This is a genomic window from Pseudomonas sp. TH31 (assembly GCF_016650815.1).
Taxonomy (GTDB): domain Bacteria; phylum Pseudomonadota; class Gammaproteobacteria; order Pseudomonadales; family Pseudomonadaceae; genus Aquipseudomonas.
On the sequence record NZ_JAEKEZ010000005.1, the window covers coordinates 171414 to 188907 of the forward strand.

At 60.2% G+C, this 17494-nt stretch carries 15 protein-coding genes and 7 pseudogenes; 13 read left to right on the forward strand and 9 right to left on the reverse strand.

Annotated elements, in window-relative coordinates; translation table 11 throughout:
* The first annotated feature begins 162 nt into the window (after nt 1-162).
* From ureA to ureC, 5 genes and pseudogenes are all read left to right on the forward strand, one after another.
* A complete protein-coding gene (gene ureA / locus JFV26_RS02450; protein ID WP_008085431.1) occupies nt 163-465 on the forward strand; it encodes an urease subunit gamma in 303 nt (100 codons plus the stop codon).
* A 9-nt stretch (nt 466-474) separates the two neighbouring features.
* Complete coding sequence (locus JFV26_RS02455; protein WP_201189415.1) at nt 475-1008, forward strand: GNAT family N-acetyltransferase; 534 nt, start codon at nt 475-477, stop codon at nt 1006-1008.
* A gap of 6 nt (nt 1009-1014) precedes the next feature.
* Nucleotides 1015-1551, forward strand: coding sequence for a GNAT family N-acetyltransferase (locus tag JFV26_RS02460; RefSeq protein ID WP_201189417.1), 537 nt, complete (start codon nt 1015-1017; stop codon nt 1549-1551).
* Nucleotides 1548-1856: an urease subunit beta gene (locus tag JFV26_RS02465; RefSeq protein ID WP_201189427.1), complete on the forward strand. Its 309-nt coding sequence runs from the start codon at nt 1548-1550 to the stop codon at nt 1854-1856. The genes JFV26_RS02460 and JFV26_RS02465 overlap by 4 nt, the downstream gene beginning before the upstream one ends.
* 230 nt (nt 1857-2086) lie before the next feature.
* A pseudogene (gene ureC / locus JFV26_RS02470) lies at nt 2087-3786 on the forward strand (urease subunit alpha).
* Nucleotides 3787-3843: 57 nt separating this feature from the next.
* On the opposite strand, the gene JFV26_RS02475 reads toward ureC, so the two are convergent.
* Nucleotides 3844-4020 carry a hypothetical protein gene (locus JFV26_RS02475; protein WP_201189429.1) on the reverse strand — a complete coding sequence of 59 codons (177 nt, stop codon included), beginning with the start codon at nt 4018-4020 and terminating at the stop codon, nt 3844-3846.
* A gap of 138 nt (nt 4021-4158) precedes the next feature.
* On the opposite strand from JFV26_RS02475, the pseudogene JFV26_RS02480 reads away from it, so the two are divergent.
* The 4 pseudogenes from JFV26_RS02480 to JFV26_RS02495 form a co-directional block, all read left to right on the forward strand.
* Nucleotides 4159-5282, forward strand: a pseudogene (locus tag JFV26_RS02480) (sensor histidine kinase).
* Between the two features lie 168 nt (nt 5283-5450).
* Nucleotides 5451-5624 (forward strand): annotated as a pseudogene (locus JFV26_RS02485) (ATP-binding protein); the annotation flags it as partial.
* A 168-nt stretch (nt 5625-5792) separates the two neighbouring features.
* A pseudogene (locus tag JFV26_RS02490) lies at nt 5793-5966 on the forward strand (ATP-binding protein); the annotation flags it as partial.
* Nucleotides 5967-6134: 168 nt separating this feature from the next.
* A pseudogene (locus JFV26_RS02495) lies at nt 6135-6308 on the forward strand (ATP-binding protein); the annotation flags it as partial.
* Nucleotides 6309-6453: 145 nt separating this feature from the next.
* Here JFV26_RS02495 and JFV26_RS02500 read toward each other — a convergent pair.
* Both JFV26_RS02500 and JFV26_RS02505 read right to left on the reverse strand, forming a co-directional pair.
* Entirely contained in the window at nt 6454-6759 is a 306-nt protein-coding gene (locus JFV26_RS02500; RefSeq protein ID WP_201189431.1) for a chaperone modulator CbpM, read from the reverse strand.
* 27 nt (nt 6760-6786) lie between these two features.
* Entirely contained in the window at nt 6787-7734 is a 948-nt protein-coding gene (locus JFV26_RS02505) for a DnaJ C-terminal domain-containing protein (protein ID WP_201189432.1), read from the reverse strand.
* Nucleotides 7735-8188: 454 nt separating this feature from the next.
* Between JFV26_RS02505 and JFV26_RS02510 the strand changes: the two genes are divergently transcribed.
* Nucleotides 8189-9463, forward strand: coding sequence for an Hsp70 family protein (locus JFV26_RS02510; protein ID WP_201189434.1), 1275 nt, complete (start codon nt 8189-8191; stop codon nt 9461-9463).
* A gap of 116 nt (nt 9464-9579) precedes the next feature.
* Here the strand turns inward: JFV26_RS02510 and JFV26_RS02515 are convergent, their stop codons facing one another.
* The 3 genes from JFV26_RS02515 to JFV26_RS02525 all read right to left on the reverse strand — a co-directional run bounded on the left by JFV26_RS02515 (nt 9580) and on the right by JFV26_RS02525 (nt 11931).
* On the reverse strand, nt 9580-10593 hold the full coding sequence (locus JFV26_RS02515; protein WP_201189436.1) for an AI-2E family transporter: 1014 nt from the start codon (nt 10591-10593) through the stop codon (nt 9580-9582).
* 171 nt (nt 10594-10764) lie between these two features.
* The gene (locus JFV26_RS02520) at nt 10765-11070 is read right to left on the reverse strand and encodes a PsiF family protein (protein ID WP_201189438.1); all 306 of its coding nucleotides are present in this window, start codon (nt 11068-11070) and stop codon (nt 10765-10767) included.
* Between the two features lie 72 nt (nt 11071-11142).
* On the reverse strand, nt 11143-11931 hold the full coding sequence (locus JFV26_RS02525) for an AraC family transcriptional regulator (protein ID WP_201189440.1): 789 nt from the start codon (nt 11929-11931) through the stop codon (nt 11143-11145).
* 98 nt (nt 11932-12029) lie between these two features.
* Here JFV26_RS02525 and JFV26_RS02530 point away from each other — a divergent pair, with 98 nt between their 5' ends.
* Nucleotides 12030-12917: a DMT family transporter gene (locus JFV26_RS02530; protein ID WP_201189442.1), complete on the forward strand. Its 888-nt coding sequence runs from the start codon at nt 12030-12032 to the stop codon at nt 12915-12917.
* A gap of 88 nt (nt 12918-13005) precedes the next feature.
* Here the strand turns inward: JFV26_RS02530 and JFV26_RS02535 are convergent, their stop codons facing one another.
* Nucleotides 13006-13896 (reverse strand): esterase/lipase family protein, encoded by an 891-nt coding sequence (locus tag JFV26_RS02535; RefSeq protein ID WP_201189444.1) that lies wholly within the window; start codon nt 13894-13896, stop codon nt 13006-13008.
* Between the two features lie 106 nt (nt 13897-14002).
* Nucleotides 14003-14204 (reverse strand): annotated as a pseudogene (locus JFV26_RS02540) (DMT family transporter); the annotation flags it as partial.
* Here JFV26_RS02540 and JFV26_RS33270 point away from each other — a divergent pair.
* Together JFV26_RS33270 and JFV26_RS02545 are read left to right on the forward strand one after the other, a co-directional pair.
* Nucleotides 14194-14421 (forward strand): annotated as a pseudogene (locus JFV26_RS33270) (LysR family transcriptional regulator); the annotation flags it as partial. The pseudogenes JFV26_RS02540 and JFV26_RS33270 sit on opposite strands and share 11 nt — an antisense overlap.
* Nucleotides 14422-14557: 136 nt before the next feature.
* Nucleotides 14558-15088 (forward strand): ferritin-like domain-containing protein, encoded by a 531-nt coding sequence (locus JFV26_RS02545; RefSeq protein WP_201189446.1) that lies wholly within the window; start codon nt 14558-14560, stop codon nt 15086-15088.
* A 100-nt stretch (nt 15089-15188) separates the two neighbouring features.
* Here the strand turns inward: JFV26_RS02545 and JFV26_RS02550 are convergent, their stop codons facing one another.
* Nucleotides 15189-17264: an AsmA family protein gene (locus JFV26_RS02550; RefSeq protein WP_201189447.1), complete on the reverse strand. Its 2076-nt coding sequence runs from the start codon at nt 17262-17264 to the stop codon at nt 15189-15191.
* Between the last annotated feature and the right edge of the window lie 230 nt (nt 17265-17494).

Below are 17494 nucleotides of genomic sequence, written 5' to 3' on the forward strand. Positions count from 1 at the left end.
GGCTGGTAGGAGCTGTCGAGTGAAACGAGGCTGCGATCTTTTGATCCTGGCCTTTTTCGGAGCCGCCGAAGATCAAGATCAAGATCAAAAGATCGCAGCCTTCGGCAGCTCCTACGGGTTTAAGACGCAAAATTTTTATTCTGCCAACAATGGATTCCAACGATGGACCTGACCCCACGCGAAAAAGACAAGCTGTTGATCTTCACCGCCGGCCTCGTCGCCGAGCGGCGTTTGGCTCGCGGCGTGAAACTCAATTACCCGGAAGCCATGGCCTACATCTCCGCGGCGCTGCTTGAAGGCGCCCGTGACGGTCGTACCGTGGCGGAACTGATGCACTTCGGCACCACCCTGCTCAGCCGCGAACAAGTGATGGAAGGCATCCCGGAAATGATCCCGGAGATCCAGGTCGAGGCGACATTCCCCGACGGCACCAAACTGGTCACCGTTCACCAACCCATCGTCTGAGGCCGGGTCATGACTTATCTCATTCGCGATGCGCTGCACGCAGACCTGCCGGCGATCCGCGACATCTACAACGATGCGGTACTTAACACCACGGCGATCTGGAACGAACAAGCGGTGGACCTGGGCAATCGCCAGGCGTGGTTCAGCGCCCGGCAGTCCCAAGGCTATCCGATCCTGGTGATTGTCGACGGCGACAACGCAGTGCTGGGCTACGCTTCATTCGGGGACTGGCGGCCGTTCGACGGGTTTCGCCACACCGTCGAGCACTCGGTGTACGTGCGCAGCGACCAGCGCGGCAACGGCCTCGGCCCGCAATTGATGAGCGTGCTGATCGAGCGCGCCAAAGGCTGCGACAAACACATCATGGTCGCCGCCATCGAAAGAGGTAACGCCGCGTCTATTCGTCTGCATGAGCGCGCCGGTTTTGCGATCACCGGGCAGATGCCCCAAGTGGGCACCAAGTTCGGGCGCTGGCTGGACCTGACCTTCATGCAACTGACCCTCAACCCAGGCGCGGAGCCGCCGAACGCCAACAAGGAGTAACACCCGATGAACGCCGCCCAACTGCGCCGCGTGAATGTTGAAAGCTTTGCGCACTATCGCCAGGGTTTGATTGATTTGCTGTTGGACGCCGTGGGCTATGGCGCCAGCGTTGGTTTCATGGCTGACCTGGACGCGACCCAGGCCCGGGCTTATTTCGATGACGTCCAGGCCAACCTGATCAAGGGCACTGTGTTGCTGTGGGTAGTGGTCAAGGACGAGCAGGTTCAAGCCAGCGTACAACTGACCCTATGCCAGAAAGCCAATGGCCTGAACCGCGCCGAAGTGCAGAAGCTGCTGGTGCGCGAACACGCCCGTCGTCGGGGCCTGGGCCAGCAATTGATGAGCGCCCTGGAACTCGCCGCCCGCCAGCACAAGCGCGGCATGCTCTACCTCGACACCGAGGCTGGCTCCCCCGCCGAAGACTTCTACAAGGCGCTGGGTTACACCCGCGCCGGTCAAATCCCCGACTACGCTTGCGACCCGGCCGGCAATTACCGGCCAACCGCCCTCTACTACAAGATTCTGCAAGGAGTGAATGGATGATTCCCGGTGAATACCAGATCCAGCCCGGCGACATCGAACTCAACGTCGGCCGGCGCACGACCAGCCTGAAGGTGGCCAACAGCGGCGACCGGCCAATCCAGGTCGGCTCGCATTACCATTTTTTTGAAACCAACGACGCCCTGAGCTTCGACCGCGCCGCCAGCCGCGGCATGCGCCTCAACATCCCGGCCGGCACCGCCGTTCGCTTCGAACCGGGGCAGAGCCGCGAGGTTGAATTGGTCGACCTGGCCGGGCATCGCCGGGTGTTCGGGTTTGCCGGGCGGATCATGGGTGACCTCGATTGATGTCTGCGGTGCGTTCAAAAGATCGCAGCCTCGCTTCGCTCGACAGCTCCTACAGAGGTCGCACACACCGCAATTTGTGGTGTGTACACCGGACATCTGCGGCGCGATCACCCTACGGCAGCCGAAATTTCGCGCTCGTACGCCCCCTGTAGGAGCTGTCGAGCGCAGCGAGGCTGCGATAGCGAGCGACGCGAGCGGTCTCAACCCCAATTGAATCCCAAGGCAAACACATGAAGATTTCCCGTCAAGCCTACGCCGACATGTTCGGCCCCACCGTCGGTGACAAGGTCCGCCTGGCCGACACCGAGCTGTGGATCGAAGTGGAAAAAGACTTCACCACCTACGGCGAAGAAGTGAAATTCGGCGGCGGCAAAGTCATCCGCGATGGCCAGGGCCAGAGCCAGTTGCTCGCCGCTGAAGTGGTCGACACGGTGATCACCAACGCTCTGATCATCGACCACTGGGGCATCGTCAAAGCCGACGTCGGCCTCAAGGACGGGCGCATCGCCGGCATCGGCAAGGCCGGCAACCCGGATGTGCAGCCGAACGTCACCATGGCCATCGGCGCCAGCACCGAAGTCATCGCCGGAGAAGGCATGATCCTCACCGCCGGCGGCATCGACACCCACATTCACTTCATCTGCCCGCAGCAGATCGAAGAGGCGCTGATGAGCGGCGTCACCACCATGATCGGCGGCGGCACCGGCCCGGCTACTGGCACCAATGCGACGACCTGCACCTCCGGGCCATGGCACCTGGCGCGGATGCTTCAAGCGGCGGATGCGTTCCCGATGAACATCGGCCTCACCGGCAAGGGCAACGCCAGCCTGCCGGAGCCGTTGATCGAGCAGGTCAAGGCCGGCGCTATCGGCCTCAAGTTGCACGAAGACTGGGGCACCACCCCGGCGAGCATCGACAACTGCCTGAGCGTCGCCGATCAGTACGATGTGCAGGTAGCGATCCACACCGACACCCTCAACGAATCCGGCTTCGTCGAAACCACCCTCGCCGCGTTCAAGGGCCGCACCATCCACACCTACCACACCGAAGGTGCGGGCGGCGGTCATGCGCCGGACATCATCAAGGCCTGCGGGTTTGCCAACGTGCTGCCGAGTTCGACCAACCCGACCCGGCCATTCACCCGCAACACCATCGACGAACACCTGGACATGCTGATGGTCTGCCATCACCTGGACCCGAGCATTGCCGAAGACGTGGCGTTCGCCGAAAGCCGCATCCGCCGCGAAACGATTGCTGCCGAAGACATCCTCCACGACCTCGGTGCGTTCTCGATGATCAGCTCCGACAGTCAGGCCATGGGCCGCGTCGGTGAAGTCATCACCCGTACCTGGCAAACCGCCGACAAGATGAAAAAACAACGCGGTGCGCTACCGGGCGACGGCGAAGGCAACGACAACTTCCGCGCCAAACGCTACATCGCCAAGTACACCATCAACCCGGCGATCACCCACGGCATCAGCCATGAAGTGGGCTCGATCGAAATCGGCAAATGGGCCGACCTGGTGCTCTGGCGCCCGGCGTTCTTCGGCGTCAAGCCAACGCTGATCCTCAAGGGTGGCGCGATTGCGGCCAGCCTGATGGGCGACGCCAACGCCTCGATCCCGACACCACAACCGGTGCACTACCGCCCGATGTTCGCCAGTTATGGTGGCTCGCTGCATGCCACCAGCCTGACCTTTATCAGCCAGGCAGCGCAGGACGCCGGGTTGCCCGAAGCGCTGGGCTTGAAGAAAAAATCGCCGTGGTCAAAGGTTGCCGCCAAGTGCAGAAAACCGACCTGATTCACAACGATTACCTGCCGAACATCGACGTCGACCCACAGACCTATCAGGTCAAGGCCGACGGCGTGTTGTTGTGGTGTGAGCCGGCAGAAACCCTGCCGATGGCCCAACGTTACTTCCTGTTTTAACAAGCGCCCAAAAAAGCCCCGGACGCAGCCAGAAACTGCGCACCCGGGGCTGATCAATCAACGCATGTTCTTATTTATTCGACCCGCAAACAGCGTTTCATCCATATCCGGTTTTGCCCAGGCCACGGCGTCTTGGGTCAACGTCTTCAATAACGGGTCCATCTCGTCGAGCCGCGCCGCAAGCTTTCGAGAACCGCTGCCGCGTAACAGATCGCCGTTCGGCCACGCGAACATCCAGCTCGACCTTTAACTGAAATACCGCATATATATAAATACCACCCGACCTCCCCGCGCCTCATTCATCGGTGTTTACCCGACCGCGAAGGCGCTAAGATGCGGCTGTCCTACCCGCCATTTGCCCGGGTATCGTTCATGCGTTTAAGCGAATTCATCGTGGTTGAGGTAGAACGGATCGTTGATGAATGGGAGCAATTCGCCCGCACAATCACCCCCGACGACAACCTGGATCGCCCCATCTTGCGCGATCACGCCCGCTCCATTGTCCTGGCCGCCGCACGGGACATGAACACCGTACAGACCGCCCGGGAACAAGCCGCCAAGGCCAAAGGTAACGGGCCGGAAAAACCCCGAGTCTGGACCAGGCCGCCGCCAGCCATGGAGAATTGCGGCACACCGTCGGTTTTGATCTGGTGCAGATGACCTCCGAATTCCGCCACCTGCGCGCCTGCGTCATCCGCCTGTGGGTCAACAGCCTGCATACGCCTGAGCTGGATTACTTCCAGGATATGATTCGCTTCAATGAAGCCATCGACGAAGCCCTGGCCGAGTCGACCGCCGCCTATGCCGAGCAGGTCAACCACTCGCGGGACATCTTCCTGGCCATCCTCGGCCACGACTTGCGCGCGCCGTTGCAGGCGGTGAGCATGTCCACCGAGTTGCTGCTACGCAGAACCAGCCTCGAAGGCGACGCCCTGACCTGCGCGCAGCACATCAAGCGCGGCACGCGGCACATGGCGGTGATGGTCAGCGATTTACTGGAATTGGTGCGCAGCCGGCTGGGCAAGCGCCTGCCGGTCGAGCCAGTGCCCATGGACCTCGCCGATGCGGCGCGTGAGGCGATCGCCGAAGCCTGCGCCGGCAACCCGGAGTGCGATCCAACGCTTGAGGTCACGGGAGACACCCGAGGTTTCTGGGACGCCGGGCGGCTTAATCAGCTGTTGCAGAACCTGATCGGCAACGCGTTGCAGCATGGCTCGAACAAACGAGACGTCACGATCACCCTCAGCGGTGAACCTGACGTGGTGCGCCTGACAGTGCATAACGATGGTGTACCGATTCCCGAAGAAGCGATCGGCACGATCTTCGACCCGCTGGTGCGCAGCGCCGACAAAGCACTCGGACAGCCGTCGACCAGCCTTGGCCTGGGGCTGTTTATCGTCAAGGAAGTGGTGACTGCGCATCAGGGGACGATTGAGGTCAGCTCCAATGAAGCCGATGGGACGCTGTTTACCGTGGTGTTGCCCAGAAAGGCTTGAAAGCTCGCACTGACTCTGTAGGAGCTGCCGAAGGCTGCGATCTTTTGATCCTGTCTTTGATCTTTGGCGCCCGGCAGGCCAATGAAAATCAAGATCAAAAGATCGCAGCCTTCGGCAGCTCCTACAGGGAGCAGGTAGCGCCGCGTTATTCGACGACCAATCGCCCCATTCGACCCGCTGGTGCGCAGCGCCGACGAAGCACTCGGACAGCCGTCGACCAGCCTTGGCCTGGGGCTGTTTATCGTCAAGGAAGTGGTGACTGCACATCAAGGGACGATTGAGGTCAGTTCCAATGAAGCCGGTGGGACGCTGTTTACCGTGGTGTTGCCGCGTAAGGCTTGAAAGCTCGCACTGACTCTGTAGGAGCTGCCGAAGGCTGCGATATTTTGATCCTGTCTTTGATCTTTGACGCCCGGCAGGCCAATGAGAATCAAGATCAAAAGATCGCAGCCTTCGGCAGCTCCTACAGGGAGCAGGTAGCGCCGCGTTATTCGACGACCAATCGCCCCATTCGACCCGCTGGTGCGCAGCGTCGACGAAGAACTCGGGCAGCCGTCGACCAGCCTTGGCCTGGGGCTGTTTATCGTCAAGGAAGTGGTGACTGCACATCAAGGGACGATTGAGGTCAGTTCCAATGAAGCCGGTGGGACGCTGTTTACCGTGGTGTTGCCGCGTAAGGCTTGAAAGCTCGCACTGACTCTGTAGGAGCTGCCGAAGGCTGCGATATTTTGATCCTGTCTTTGATCTTTGACGCCCGGCAGGCCAATGAGAATCAAGATCAAAAGATCGCAGCCTTCGGCAGCTCCTACAGGGAGCGGGTAGCGCCGCGTTATTCGACGACCAACCGCCCCATTCGATCCGCTGGTGCGCAGCGCCGACGAAGCACTCGGACAGCCGTCGACCAGCCTTGGCCTGGGGCTGTTTATCGTCAAGGAAGTGGTGACTGCACATCAAGGGACGATTGAGGTCAGTTCCAATGAAGCCGGTGGGACGCTGTTTACCGTGGTGTTGCCGCGTAAGGCTTGAAAGCTCGCACTGACTCTGTAGGAGCTGCCTAAGGCTGCGATCTTTTGATCCTGTCTTTGATCTTTGGCGCCCGGCAGGCCAATGAAAATCAAGATCAAAAGATCGCAGCCTTCGGCAGCTCCTACAGGGAGCAGGTAGCGCCGCGTTATTCGACGACCAATCGCCCCAACCGCTGCTTGAGCATGCGGTTCTCGGCCCGCAGTTGCTGGACTTCTTCAAGCAAGTCCAGCGCCAGGGCGACACCTTCCCATTCCAGCTCCAGGTCGCGCCGCAGTTTGGCGGCGCGCTTGGCCAGCACCAGTTCGTAATCGTTGAAACGCCAGTCCTTGGGCAGTGCGCCCTGAGGTTCGAGGATGCCGTGTTCGACAATTTCGATCACGTAGACGTCCGACAGGTCGGTCGCCTCACAGAATTCTGCCATGTCCAGTTGAACGATCAGGGGACTGCTCATAGTCAGTAGCTCCAGGGTTCTAGCGGATCAAAAGTTTTCTCTTGGGTCGAAAGCGGCTTTCTTCGCCAGCTCCTGCCACAACGCCTTGACCTCATCGTCCGAGGTTTTCGGCATGACAGCCTTGAGTTGCACGAACAGGAAGCCACGCTCGCCCTTCTTGTTCAGCAGACCGTGGCCCTTGGCGCGCATGCGTTGGCCGTTCTGGCTGCCGGCCGGGACCTTGAGATTGATCTTGCCGCTCAGGGTCGGCACGGCCACTTCGGCGCCCAGCGCCAATTCCCACGGCGCCAGCGGCAAGGTGATGATCAGGTTCTCGCCTTCAACATCGAATTTAGGATGCGGGGCGAAGCGGATGATCAGGAACAGGTCGCCATTGGCACCGCCACCGATCCCCGGAGCCCCTTGGCCCTTGAGGCGAATACGCTCGCCGTCGGCCACACCGGCCGGGATCTTCACGTTCAGGCTTTTGCTGGTATTGCTGACATGCTGGCCGGCCGGGTTGTACTGCGGCACCTGGAAGGTGACCTTCTTCGATTCGTTCGAGAGGGTTTCTTCCAGAAAAATCCCAAGTTCCATTTCCACGTCTTGCCCTCGACGTCCAGCGCTGCGGCCCGACTGTCCACCATCAAAACCCGGACCACGGTTGCCGAAAATCGAACTGAAGAAGTCCGAAAAGTCGCCCGAGTCCTGACCACCACCGAAACCACCGCCGCCACGACCCTGCCAGCCTGGAGGGCCCTGGAACGGCTGGCCGTGCTGGCCGTATTTGCGCAAGTCGTCGTATTCGGCGCGCTTGTCGGCACTTTTCAGCGCTTCATAGGCTTCCGAGGCGTCCTTGAACTTTTCCTCGGCGTCTTTTTCCTTGCTGACGTCGGGGTGGTATTTGCGTGCCAGCTTGCGATAGGCGGCCTTGATCGCCTTATCGTCTGCGGTCGGCTCCACACCGAGAATCTTGTAATAGTCTTTGAAGTCCATCTAAGGATCACCATCCGTTATCAAAATCGCGCCGCTAACGCCAGCATGCACGTATTACCCGCCGCTGGGTTGACCGATCTCTAGTGCCCTGCCTCAAGAATACGTTCCTTTTTGACGAGTGGCTGTTGCTGCCAGGCAAGTCGCCGCGACGAGTCATAGCCCGCTATGGCGAGGAGCGGCAACGCAGCATGGCAGAAACAGACGCCGTCAAAAAGGAACAGTATTTGTGAGGCAGGGTACTCGTGTGACCGGGCCGCGCATCAGAAGTTTATCGGCAGCAGTCAGCGGTTCTTTCGACCGTCCTGAGGCTGCCAGGGTCAATGCAGACAAGTTTGGGGCATCCGGCCAGCTTATCAAGGCGTTATTCGTGGCGATTTAGCGGATAGTCGGCCTTCGATTCTGCGCCGCACTGGCATACACTGCGCGGCCGTTTTTTAACCGGAACTTGAAAGACATGAAAAACGCATCCCCAGCCCGTGCCTGTGGTATCGACTTCGGCACGTCCAACTCCACCGTCGGCTGGCTACGCCCCGGCATGGAAACGCTGATCGCGCTGGAGGACGACAAGATCACCCTGCCCTCGGTGGTCTTCTTCAACATCGAAGAACGCCGCCCGGTGTACGGCCGGCTGGCGCTGCACGAGTACCTGGAAGGCTACGAAGGCCGGCTGATGCGCTCGCTCAAGAGCCTGTTGGGTTCCAAGCTGATCAAGCACGACACCAGCGTCCTCGGCACGGCGATGCCGTTCAAGGACCTGCTCGGCTTGTTCATCGGCCAGTTGAAGAAGCGCGCCGAAACCGCCGCCGGTCGGGAGTTCGATGAGGTGGTGCTGGGGCGCCCGGTGTTTTTCGTCGATGACGATGAAATGGCCGACCAGGAAGCCGAAAACACCTTGGTGGATGTGGCGCGCGCTATTGGCTTTAAAGACGTGTCGTTCCAGTACGAGCCGATTGCGGCCGCGTTCGACTACGAGTCGACCATCGAAAAAGAAGAACTGGTGCTGATTGTCGACATCGGCGGTGGTACGTCCGACTTCTCGCTCGTGCGCCTGTCCCCTGAGCGCCGGATGCACGACAACCGCCACGATGACATCCTCGCCACCGGCGGCGTACACATCGGCGGGACCGATTTCGACAAGCAACTGAGCCTGCAAGGCCTGATGCCGCTGTTCGGCTACGGCAGCCGGATGAAGAGTGGCGCCTACATGCCCACCAGCCACCATATGAACCTGGCGACCTGGCACACCATCAACTCGGTCTACTCGCAGAAGTCGACCCTGTCCCTGGGCAGCATGCGCTACGACATCGAAGACACTGGCGGCATCGATCGCCTGTTCAAGCTGATCGACCAGCGCGCCGGCCACTGGCTGGCCATGGAAGTGGAAGAAACCAAGATCCAGCTGACCCACGCCGACAGCCGTCACGTGCCGCTGGACCGCATCGAACCGGGCCTGAGCGTAGAGCTGACCCGAGCGCTGTTCGAATCCGCCATCGATAACCTGCTGGAGCGGGTGCGCAACAGCGTCACGCAGTTGCTCAACGATGCCAACGTGCGCGTCGATCAGGTCGATACGGTGTTCTTCACCGGTGGTTCGAGCGCGATCCCGGCGCTGCGCGGCAGCGTCTCGGCGATGCTGCCGAACGCGCGGCATGTGGAAGGCAACATCTTTGGCAGCATCGGCAGTGGCTTGGCGATTGAAGCCATGAAACGCTACGGCCCGATGGATTGATCTGACACCGAGTCGCCCCCATCGCGAGCAGGCTCGCTCCCACATTGGAATGCGTTCCCCTGTGGGAGCGAGCCTGCTCGCGATGAAGCCTTATCAGGCAATACACATCTACCTGATCAAACCATCCCGATCTGCCTCAACTCGCTCTTCAAATACGCGTAATAAATCGGCCCCGCCACCACCCCCGGCAAGCCGAACGCGGCTTCGAACACCAGCATCGCCAGCAGCAACTCCCACGACTTGGCACTGATCTGCCCGCCGACAATGCGCGCGTTGAGGAAGTATTCGAGCTTGTGGATAAACATCAGGTAACCCAACGCTGCCACCGCGACCCAGATCGACAGCGACAAGCCGACAATGGTGATCAGCGTGTTGGACATCAGATTACCAATCACCGGCAGCAGACCGAGCAGGAAGGTCAGCACGATCAGGGTTTTGGTCAGCGGCAGTTTAATGCCAAACATCGGTAGGACCAGCGCGAGGAAAATCGCGGTGAAGAAGGTGTTGAGCAGGGAAATCTTGATTTGCGCGAACACGATATTGCGAAACGCCTGCACCAATAAATGCAAACGATCGAACAGCGCGGCGGCCAGCGGCTTGCGCTTGGTCACGTCGGGCACGCGTTGCAAGGCGATGATCGCCCCCAGCACCATGCCGATCAGCAGCGTCACGAACATGTGCGCCGCGTCCTTGCCCACCAATTGCAAATCGCTGAGGTGTTTGGTCATCCATTCGCCGATAGCCACGCGGAACTCGGCCGCGCTGGCCGGCAGGTAAACATCGATGAACGGTGGCAATTGCCCGCGAGCGCGGTCAACCACGTGCATGAATTTGTCGAGGGAAGCCCCGGGGTTTTCCGCTTCATGCAGCAGAAAGCTGATAGCGCCGGCAAAGATCAGCGCCAGCACGCTGACCACCAAAGTGCCCAGCAACGCCACCGCCAGCCAACGGGCGCGGCGACCTTCGATCAGCCGCTGCAATTGCGGCGTGAGCATGTTGACCAGTTCGAACACCAACAACCCGGCCAACAGACTGGGCAGCAGGCGCAGAGGGATGACCAGTAGCAAACCACCGAAGATGATGACCCAACTGATTAACAGCAAGACGTGACGTTGAGAAAACGTTGGCATACAGCCTCAAAACGAACGGCGTAAAAGGATGGGCAGTCTGCCAGCGATCCGGCGGTGAAGCGAGCGGATGACTCACGAACGGTGTCGCGCCGAAAGATCGCAGCCTGCGGCAGCTCCTACAGGGATCGCGGTCTCATGTAGGAGCTGCCGAAGGCTGCGATCTTTTGATCTTTATTTTTTCTTCAGGCAATCACTCATGAAGGTTTTACGCGCATCGCCCTTCAGCGCCTGGGTGGCGGCGGTAGCGTTGCAGGTTTTCATTTTCTCTTGCTGCGGGGTCAGGACTTTGGCGTCATTGGCGGCCGGCGCGGCTTTGAGGCACGTGCTCATGAATGTTTTGCGCTCATCGCCCTTGAGGCTTTTGGCGGCAGCGTCGGCATTGCAGGTGGTCATTTTGTTCTGTTGGGCCGTGGCGGCGAAGCCCTGGGAGCAGAGCAGCAAACCGATCATCAACAAAGGGACACGCAACATCTTCATGGAGTTTTCTCCTTGTTACCGCACCGAGGGGTGCGGCCTCGCCCTGAAGTGTAGACAAAGCCTGTTACACCTTCATCTGTTCTCGAGATGACTGCGTCGATACTGTTCCGGCGTGCACCCGGCCTGGCGCTGAAACATCGCGATAAACGCCGAACCGGTGCTGTAGCCCATGTCGAAGGCGATGTCCTGAATGCTGCGCTGGCTGTCCAGCGCCTGGATTGCCGCCAGAAACCGCAAGCGTTGCCGCCATTCGCCGAAGCTCATGCCCAATTCGCGCACAAACTGCCGGGCCAGGGTGCGCTCGCTGACGTGAATCTGCGCCGCCCAACCGGACAACGGCCGGTTATCCCCAGGCTCGGCCTGCAAGGCTTCGAGTATCCCGAGTAGCCCAGGACTGCTGGCGTAGGGCAAATAACAGGCGTGCTCCGGTGCTTGTTGCAACTGATCCACCAGCACCTGAGCCAATCGGATATCGGTGTCCCGCTCGGGAATCTTCACGTCCCGGGCGGCGAAGTCCTTGAGGATTGCCTTGAGGATGTCGCTGATGGCCAGGGTGCAGGCCTGTTGCGGCAGATCCCGGCACAGCGACGGTGCCAGGCACACCGCGCGGTAGTTGATCGGCTGGTTGCTGTAGAAGCTGTGCTCGGTCTGCGGCGGTACCCAAACGGCGTACTGTGGCGGCGACATGAAGCGACTGCTGCCGATTTCCATGTGCAACACACCGTTGGCCGAATACTCCAGCGTGCCCCACGGGTGGCGGTGAGCCGAGGCGTATTCGTGGGTGTCGAAGTCGGCATAGCGGAAGTACACCGGGGCCGGCAGTTCGCTGAAATCCAGCAGATCGATGTGTTTACTGCTCATGCTGTCCGTCATCAAGGGCCGATTGTCTGGATCGAAGTATAGGCTTTGATACAGACAAGCGGATAATTGCGCCTCATCAACGTTCTGGTTTCTCTCCCATGCAATATGCGTTTCCCCTGCTGGCCATTTTCATTTGGGCCGGCAACACCGTGATCACCAAAATGTCGGCCGGCGCGATTTTCCCCGCCGAGATCGGCTTCTACCGCTGGCTGCTGGCCGGGATTTTGTTCACCCCGTTCATGCTCAAACCGGTGATTGCCCACTGGCCAATGATCCGCCCGAACCTGGGCAAGATTTTCGTCCTCGGCGTGCTCGGCATGGCGGTCTATCAGAGCCTGGCGTACTTCGCCGCGAGCCTGACCACCGCCACCAACATGGGCATTATCCTGTCGTTGATGCCGTTGATGTCCCTGGCGATGGCGATCGTCAGCCTCGGCCAACGCCTGACTGCCGGTGCGCTGGCCGGTGCGGGGCTTTCCTTTGCGGGTGTGCTCGTGGTGGTGTCGTCCGGCAGCCTGGGCGCCTTGCTGGAGCACGGGGTGAATCTGGGTGACGCGATGATGCTGATCGCAACCCTGGCCTACGCGATCTACAGCACGCTGCTGAAAAAATGGCAGCTGCGCCTGCCGCCGCTGGTGTTGCTGTATTTGCAGGTGTTGGTGGCGGTGGTGGTGCTGTTTCCGCTGTTTGTAGCTTCACCGAAAACTGGCCCGACCCTGCAGAACATTCCATTGGTGCTCTACGCCTGCCTGCTGGCTTCGATGATTGCGCCATTGGCGTGGATGCAAGCGGTGGTGCGCCTGGGCCCAAGCCGGACCACGCAGTTTTTCAATTTGCTGCCGTTGATTACCGCCCTGATTGCGGCGGTGGTGCTGCATGAGCAGTTGGCTATGTATCACTTGGTGGGTGGGATGTTGACGCTGGGTGGGGTGATTCTTTCCGAGCGTTGGACCACGGTGTTGGGCCGCAAGATTCGCGTTGCCTGATAGAAAAGATCGCAGCCTTCGGCAGCTCCTACATGGATCGCGTATACCCGTAGGAGCTGCCGCAGGCTGCGATCTTTTGATCTTGATCTTACAAACCCGCCGTTTTTAGGCGGGCCGCATGCTCGACAAACAGCCGCACCGGGTCCGCGCCCTTCCCCACCAGCCCCAGCGATTGATTGACGATGTCGAAGTGATCCATCGGGTATTCGTCGCCAATCACCGTCCCCAGGTGCGAGCTGTAACGCCCGACCATCCCGTCGCAATGCCCGACTTCACGCACGAAGGTCGTGGCGAACAACCGGCAACTGCGGTTGGTCCCGTCGAACAGATTGCCGCCGCGATCCGTCTTGCCAGGCTGCAAGGTCCCGGACCAGGAGTAATAGCGCACGCCGTTGACCTCTTCCGGCCCGTGTCCGCCCCAGGTTTCGGGCAGGCCCTGTGGATAACGCTGGTTGAACAGCGCCACGCCCGCAGTGGTCAGGGCTTCATGGGAAGCATGAATATCCACCGGCAGTTTTGGTCCGCGATAACCGGTTTCCAGCAGGCTCATCAAGGCGCCGATCATCCGCAGCAAAACGGCGAGCAAACGGCCCTTCACACTGTCTGCCGGGTAGTGTTTGTGCAGGTAATCCGCCAATTCAGAGCCATGATTGGGCCCGGCCACCGAAGTCACTGAGGCCACCCGATCCGGGCGTTTGGCGGCCGCATAACGCGCCGTCAGCGAACCCTGGCTATGACCGATCAGGTTGACCTTCTCGGCGCCGGTTTCGCGCAGGATCTCATCGATTCGCGCCAGTAACTGCTCGCCCCGCACCTGCGTGGAGTTGAGCGGCGATACCTGCACGGCAATCACGGTCGCCCCACCCCGGCGCAGCGCCGAGATGATCCCGTACCAATACGGGTACAGCAGCAAGCGGATAAACCCGAGCATTCCCGGAACCAGCACCAACGGGTAACGCGTGGCGGAACCTTGCGACATGGGCGGACATCCTTGTAATCGGCGAGATGACGCAAGGCGGGACGCAAGACATCAGCCAAGCATCGCCAGCGAAGATGACCAGTCTATGACAGCCGCCACACACGCGTTACTTCAACCCCACCACCCCAGCCACTATCAACCCGACCGACAGCAGTTTCACCGCGGTCAGGCTCTCGCCCAGTAGCGCAAGAACCGATAGCGGTCCAGATCGGATAAGCGATGCTCACCGGCAACTCGCGCATGACCAGGGTCAGGAAGTAAATCCCGCCCACCGCCGCCACGACCGTGATCGCCGACGGCCAAGGCCGGGTGCTGGCGAGCAATATTCTGGTGTCCGAGAGCGTAGCCAGCGGGTTGCTGCTGGCTTACAGGGGCGAGGTTCAGATCGATGGCGCCGGCTACAGCGCATTGTGCGTGCCGGGGCGGGCGTTTTTTGCATGGTTGCAGGAGGAAGCAGCGTTGTCAGGCCTATTGCCAAGATCGCAGGCTTCGCCAGCTCCTACAGGAGAACGCATTCCCTTGTAGGAGCTGCCGAAGGTTGCGATCTTTTGCGGCCGTCAAATTACATCAAACTTTTTGCACTGCTCATCACTCACACCTTAGGTAGCGATCACGTCCCTAGAGGCGTGACGTCAACCGGATTAGCCTCCAGGAGATTGAGATGAGCGACATGCATTTGTCTGATGTAACCACCCTGCGTGAGCGGGCCCGCAAGAACGTCGAGAACGGTGCCGTGACCGAAAGCTACAGCGCCGACATCGATGAAGTGCTGCGCCTGCTCAACGAATCGCTGGCCACCGAACTGGTCTGCGTGTTGCGCTACAAGCGCCACTACTTCATGGCCACCGGCCTGAAAGCCCATTTTGCCGCCGACGAGTTCCTCGAACACGCGAACCAGGAAGCCGAACACGCCGACCGTCTGGCCGAGCGCATCGTGCAACTGGGCGGTGAGCCCGAGTTCAACCCCGACCTGCTGTCGAAAAACTCCCACGCCCAGTACGTGGCGGGCAAAGACCTCAAGGAGATGGTCTATGAAGACTTGGTCGCCGAGCGAATCGCCATCGACAGCTACCGCGAGATCATCCAGTACATCGGCGAAAAAGACCCGACGACGCGGCGCATCTTCGAAGACATCCTGGCCCAGGAAGAAGAGCATGCGGATGACATGGCGGACATTCTGAAAGACCTTTAAGCCTAAAAGCAAGAGATCGCAGCCTTCGGCAGCTCCTACAGAGGACCGCATTCTCATGTAGGAGCTGCCGAAGGCTGCGATCTTTTGATCTGCTCTCCTCTTATTTGGTTGGCTTGACGGTAACGGGCGCCTTGCCCGACTTCATCTGCTCCAGCAACGGCGCACACTGGTTCGGCTCGCCACCACTGGGCGCTACCAACGCCAACAACCCCGCCGCCGGCCCCGCGATCACGCCCAACGCCAGCATCCCGGCCCCGCGCAGCAACAGCGGCACCGCTTTCACCCCCGCGTCCGGCTTGATGAACTTGCCCCGCACATACAGCGGCGAACGCAGCGATATCAAACGCCAGCCCTTGGATTGCGGCGTAACGGTCAAGTCCAGTTGCTCAGTCGCCATGTTCGCGGTGCCATCGATGTAGATGATCGCGTTCTCGGTATCGAAGACAAACAACTGTGTGGTCGCCAAACCGGTCTTGATATCGAAATCAGCCGCCGCGCAGTTGATCTTCACTTCTTTGTCGCCAAAGATTTTGCCAACCACATAGTTGCCGACGTTGAGCCCCGCCAGCTCCATCAACTCGCGACTGATGGCGCCGTCGTTGATCAGCATTTTCAGCTTGCCGTTGGCGCTGCCCATCAACTTGGCCACCGAGTTGCCACGGCCAGCGATATCAGCGTCACCATTCAACTCGCCGAAACTGGTTTTCATCGGTTCAAAGGTCGGGAACAGCTGCTTGAGTTTGAAACCACGAGCGGTGAGTTTTGCCTGACCTTCCAACGGCTCGTTGCGGCCATTGAGGCGAATCTGCGCATCGAGCTTGCCACCGGCCACGCCGAAACGCAGCGGCTCCAGGCTGAGCAGACCGTCAGTCAGCACCAGGTGGGTATAAAGGTCGGTGAACGGCAGTTTTTCGCTGTGGACGATGCGTTTGCCGGTGAATTCGACGTCGGCGTCCATATCGCGCCAGCGCTCGGTCTTGAACTCTTCGACTGGCAAGACCTTGTCCGTCGGCTGCTTGCTTTCACCGCCCCGAGCCTTCTGCTTGGCGTTGGAATCGGCACCGATCAACGGCGCCAGGTCGGCAAACAGCAATTGATTGGAGACCAGCGCGCCGCTGAGTTTGGGCCGTGGCTGACTGGCGACGTACGTCAGGTCGCCATGAATGTCGCTGTCGCCGATCTTGCCGTTGAAGCCTTCATAGCGAAACTGCGCGCCGGCCGCGTCATGCAACCTGGCGCTCAAGTGACCGTCCGTGGCGTAGGGCGGCGAGGCCGGCAGGGTCACGCCGGTCAACGGGTAAAGGTTGGCCAGGCTGGTGCCGGCCAGCTTCAGGCGCAAGTCCAAGGCCCCCAGGTTCAGCGGGTCTGTCAGCGTGCCCGCCAGATCGACGCTGGTATCGGCGATTTTGACCCGGGCCTGGAGCGGAAACGGCTTGGCCGCGTCCTGCAAGGCCAGCAGGCCGCCAATCTTGCCTTCACCGGCGAGTTTCTGTTGGTGGTATTGGCCTTTCACCTTGATGGCGAAGGCGTAGTCCTGGGGCGCGCCGCCCTTGTCGAGCGCGGTTTTTGCCGCTTTGTCGCCGACGATATCGCTGAACGGAATCGGTTTGCCCAGCGGGTCGATCAGCACGTCGAGCTGGGTTTTCAGGCTCTGGTCGTCGAGGGTGACGTGGCCCTTGTCGAATCCGATGGCGCCGATGTCCACCACCCACGCTGACGGTTCGGCATTCGGGTCCTTGGGATCGAACTTGAAGGTCCAGTTGGCGCGACCGTCAGCCAGGCGCTGGAGGCCGGCATTCGGTTCGGTCAGGTCTATGCGCGGGATCACCACCCGTTGAGCCAGCAAGGCCAGGGGCGAGATACGCAACTCGACACGCTTGAGGGTGACCATCTGCGCCTGCTTCGACCAGTCCGGGTTGCCCAGGCTCAAGTCTTCGGCCACCACATGCGGCCACGGCACCCAGGCCCGCCAGCCGCCTTCAGCGAGTTCGCGCCGCCACACCACCGCCAGGTTGCCATTAATGGCGAACGGACGGTGCAGCTCTTCGGATACTTTGGCATTGAGCGCGGGTTTGATCCGGTTCCAATCGAAGAACACGATAATCAGAACCAGTACCGCCAGCAGCACAACCAGGCTGGCGAAGGTCCAGGTCATTATTTTTGAAGTGCGCGTCATTGCACAGGGCTCCTGAGTACGACTGAGCGCCCTGACTGCGACGCACGTGTGAAACGTTAGGCCAGAACCGGCCTGCCATGGAATCTACGACTGGGAAATGGCTCGCAGGTTTAACCGAAATACTGTTTAACGCTCAAATAATCCATTCGGGACACTCTGCTCCCGTATCTGGCGTTACCGACTCCGCACTTTTGTGCGGCACGAGTGAGTCGAAAATACCCACCTCAGTG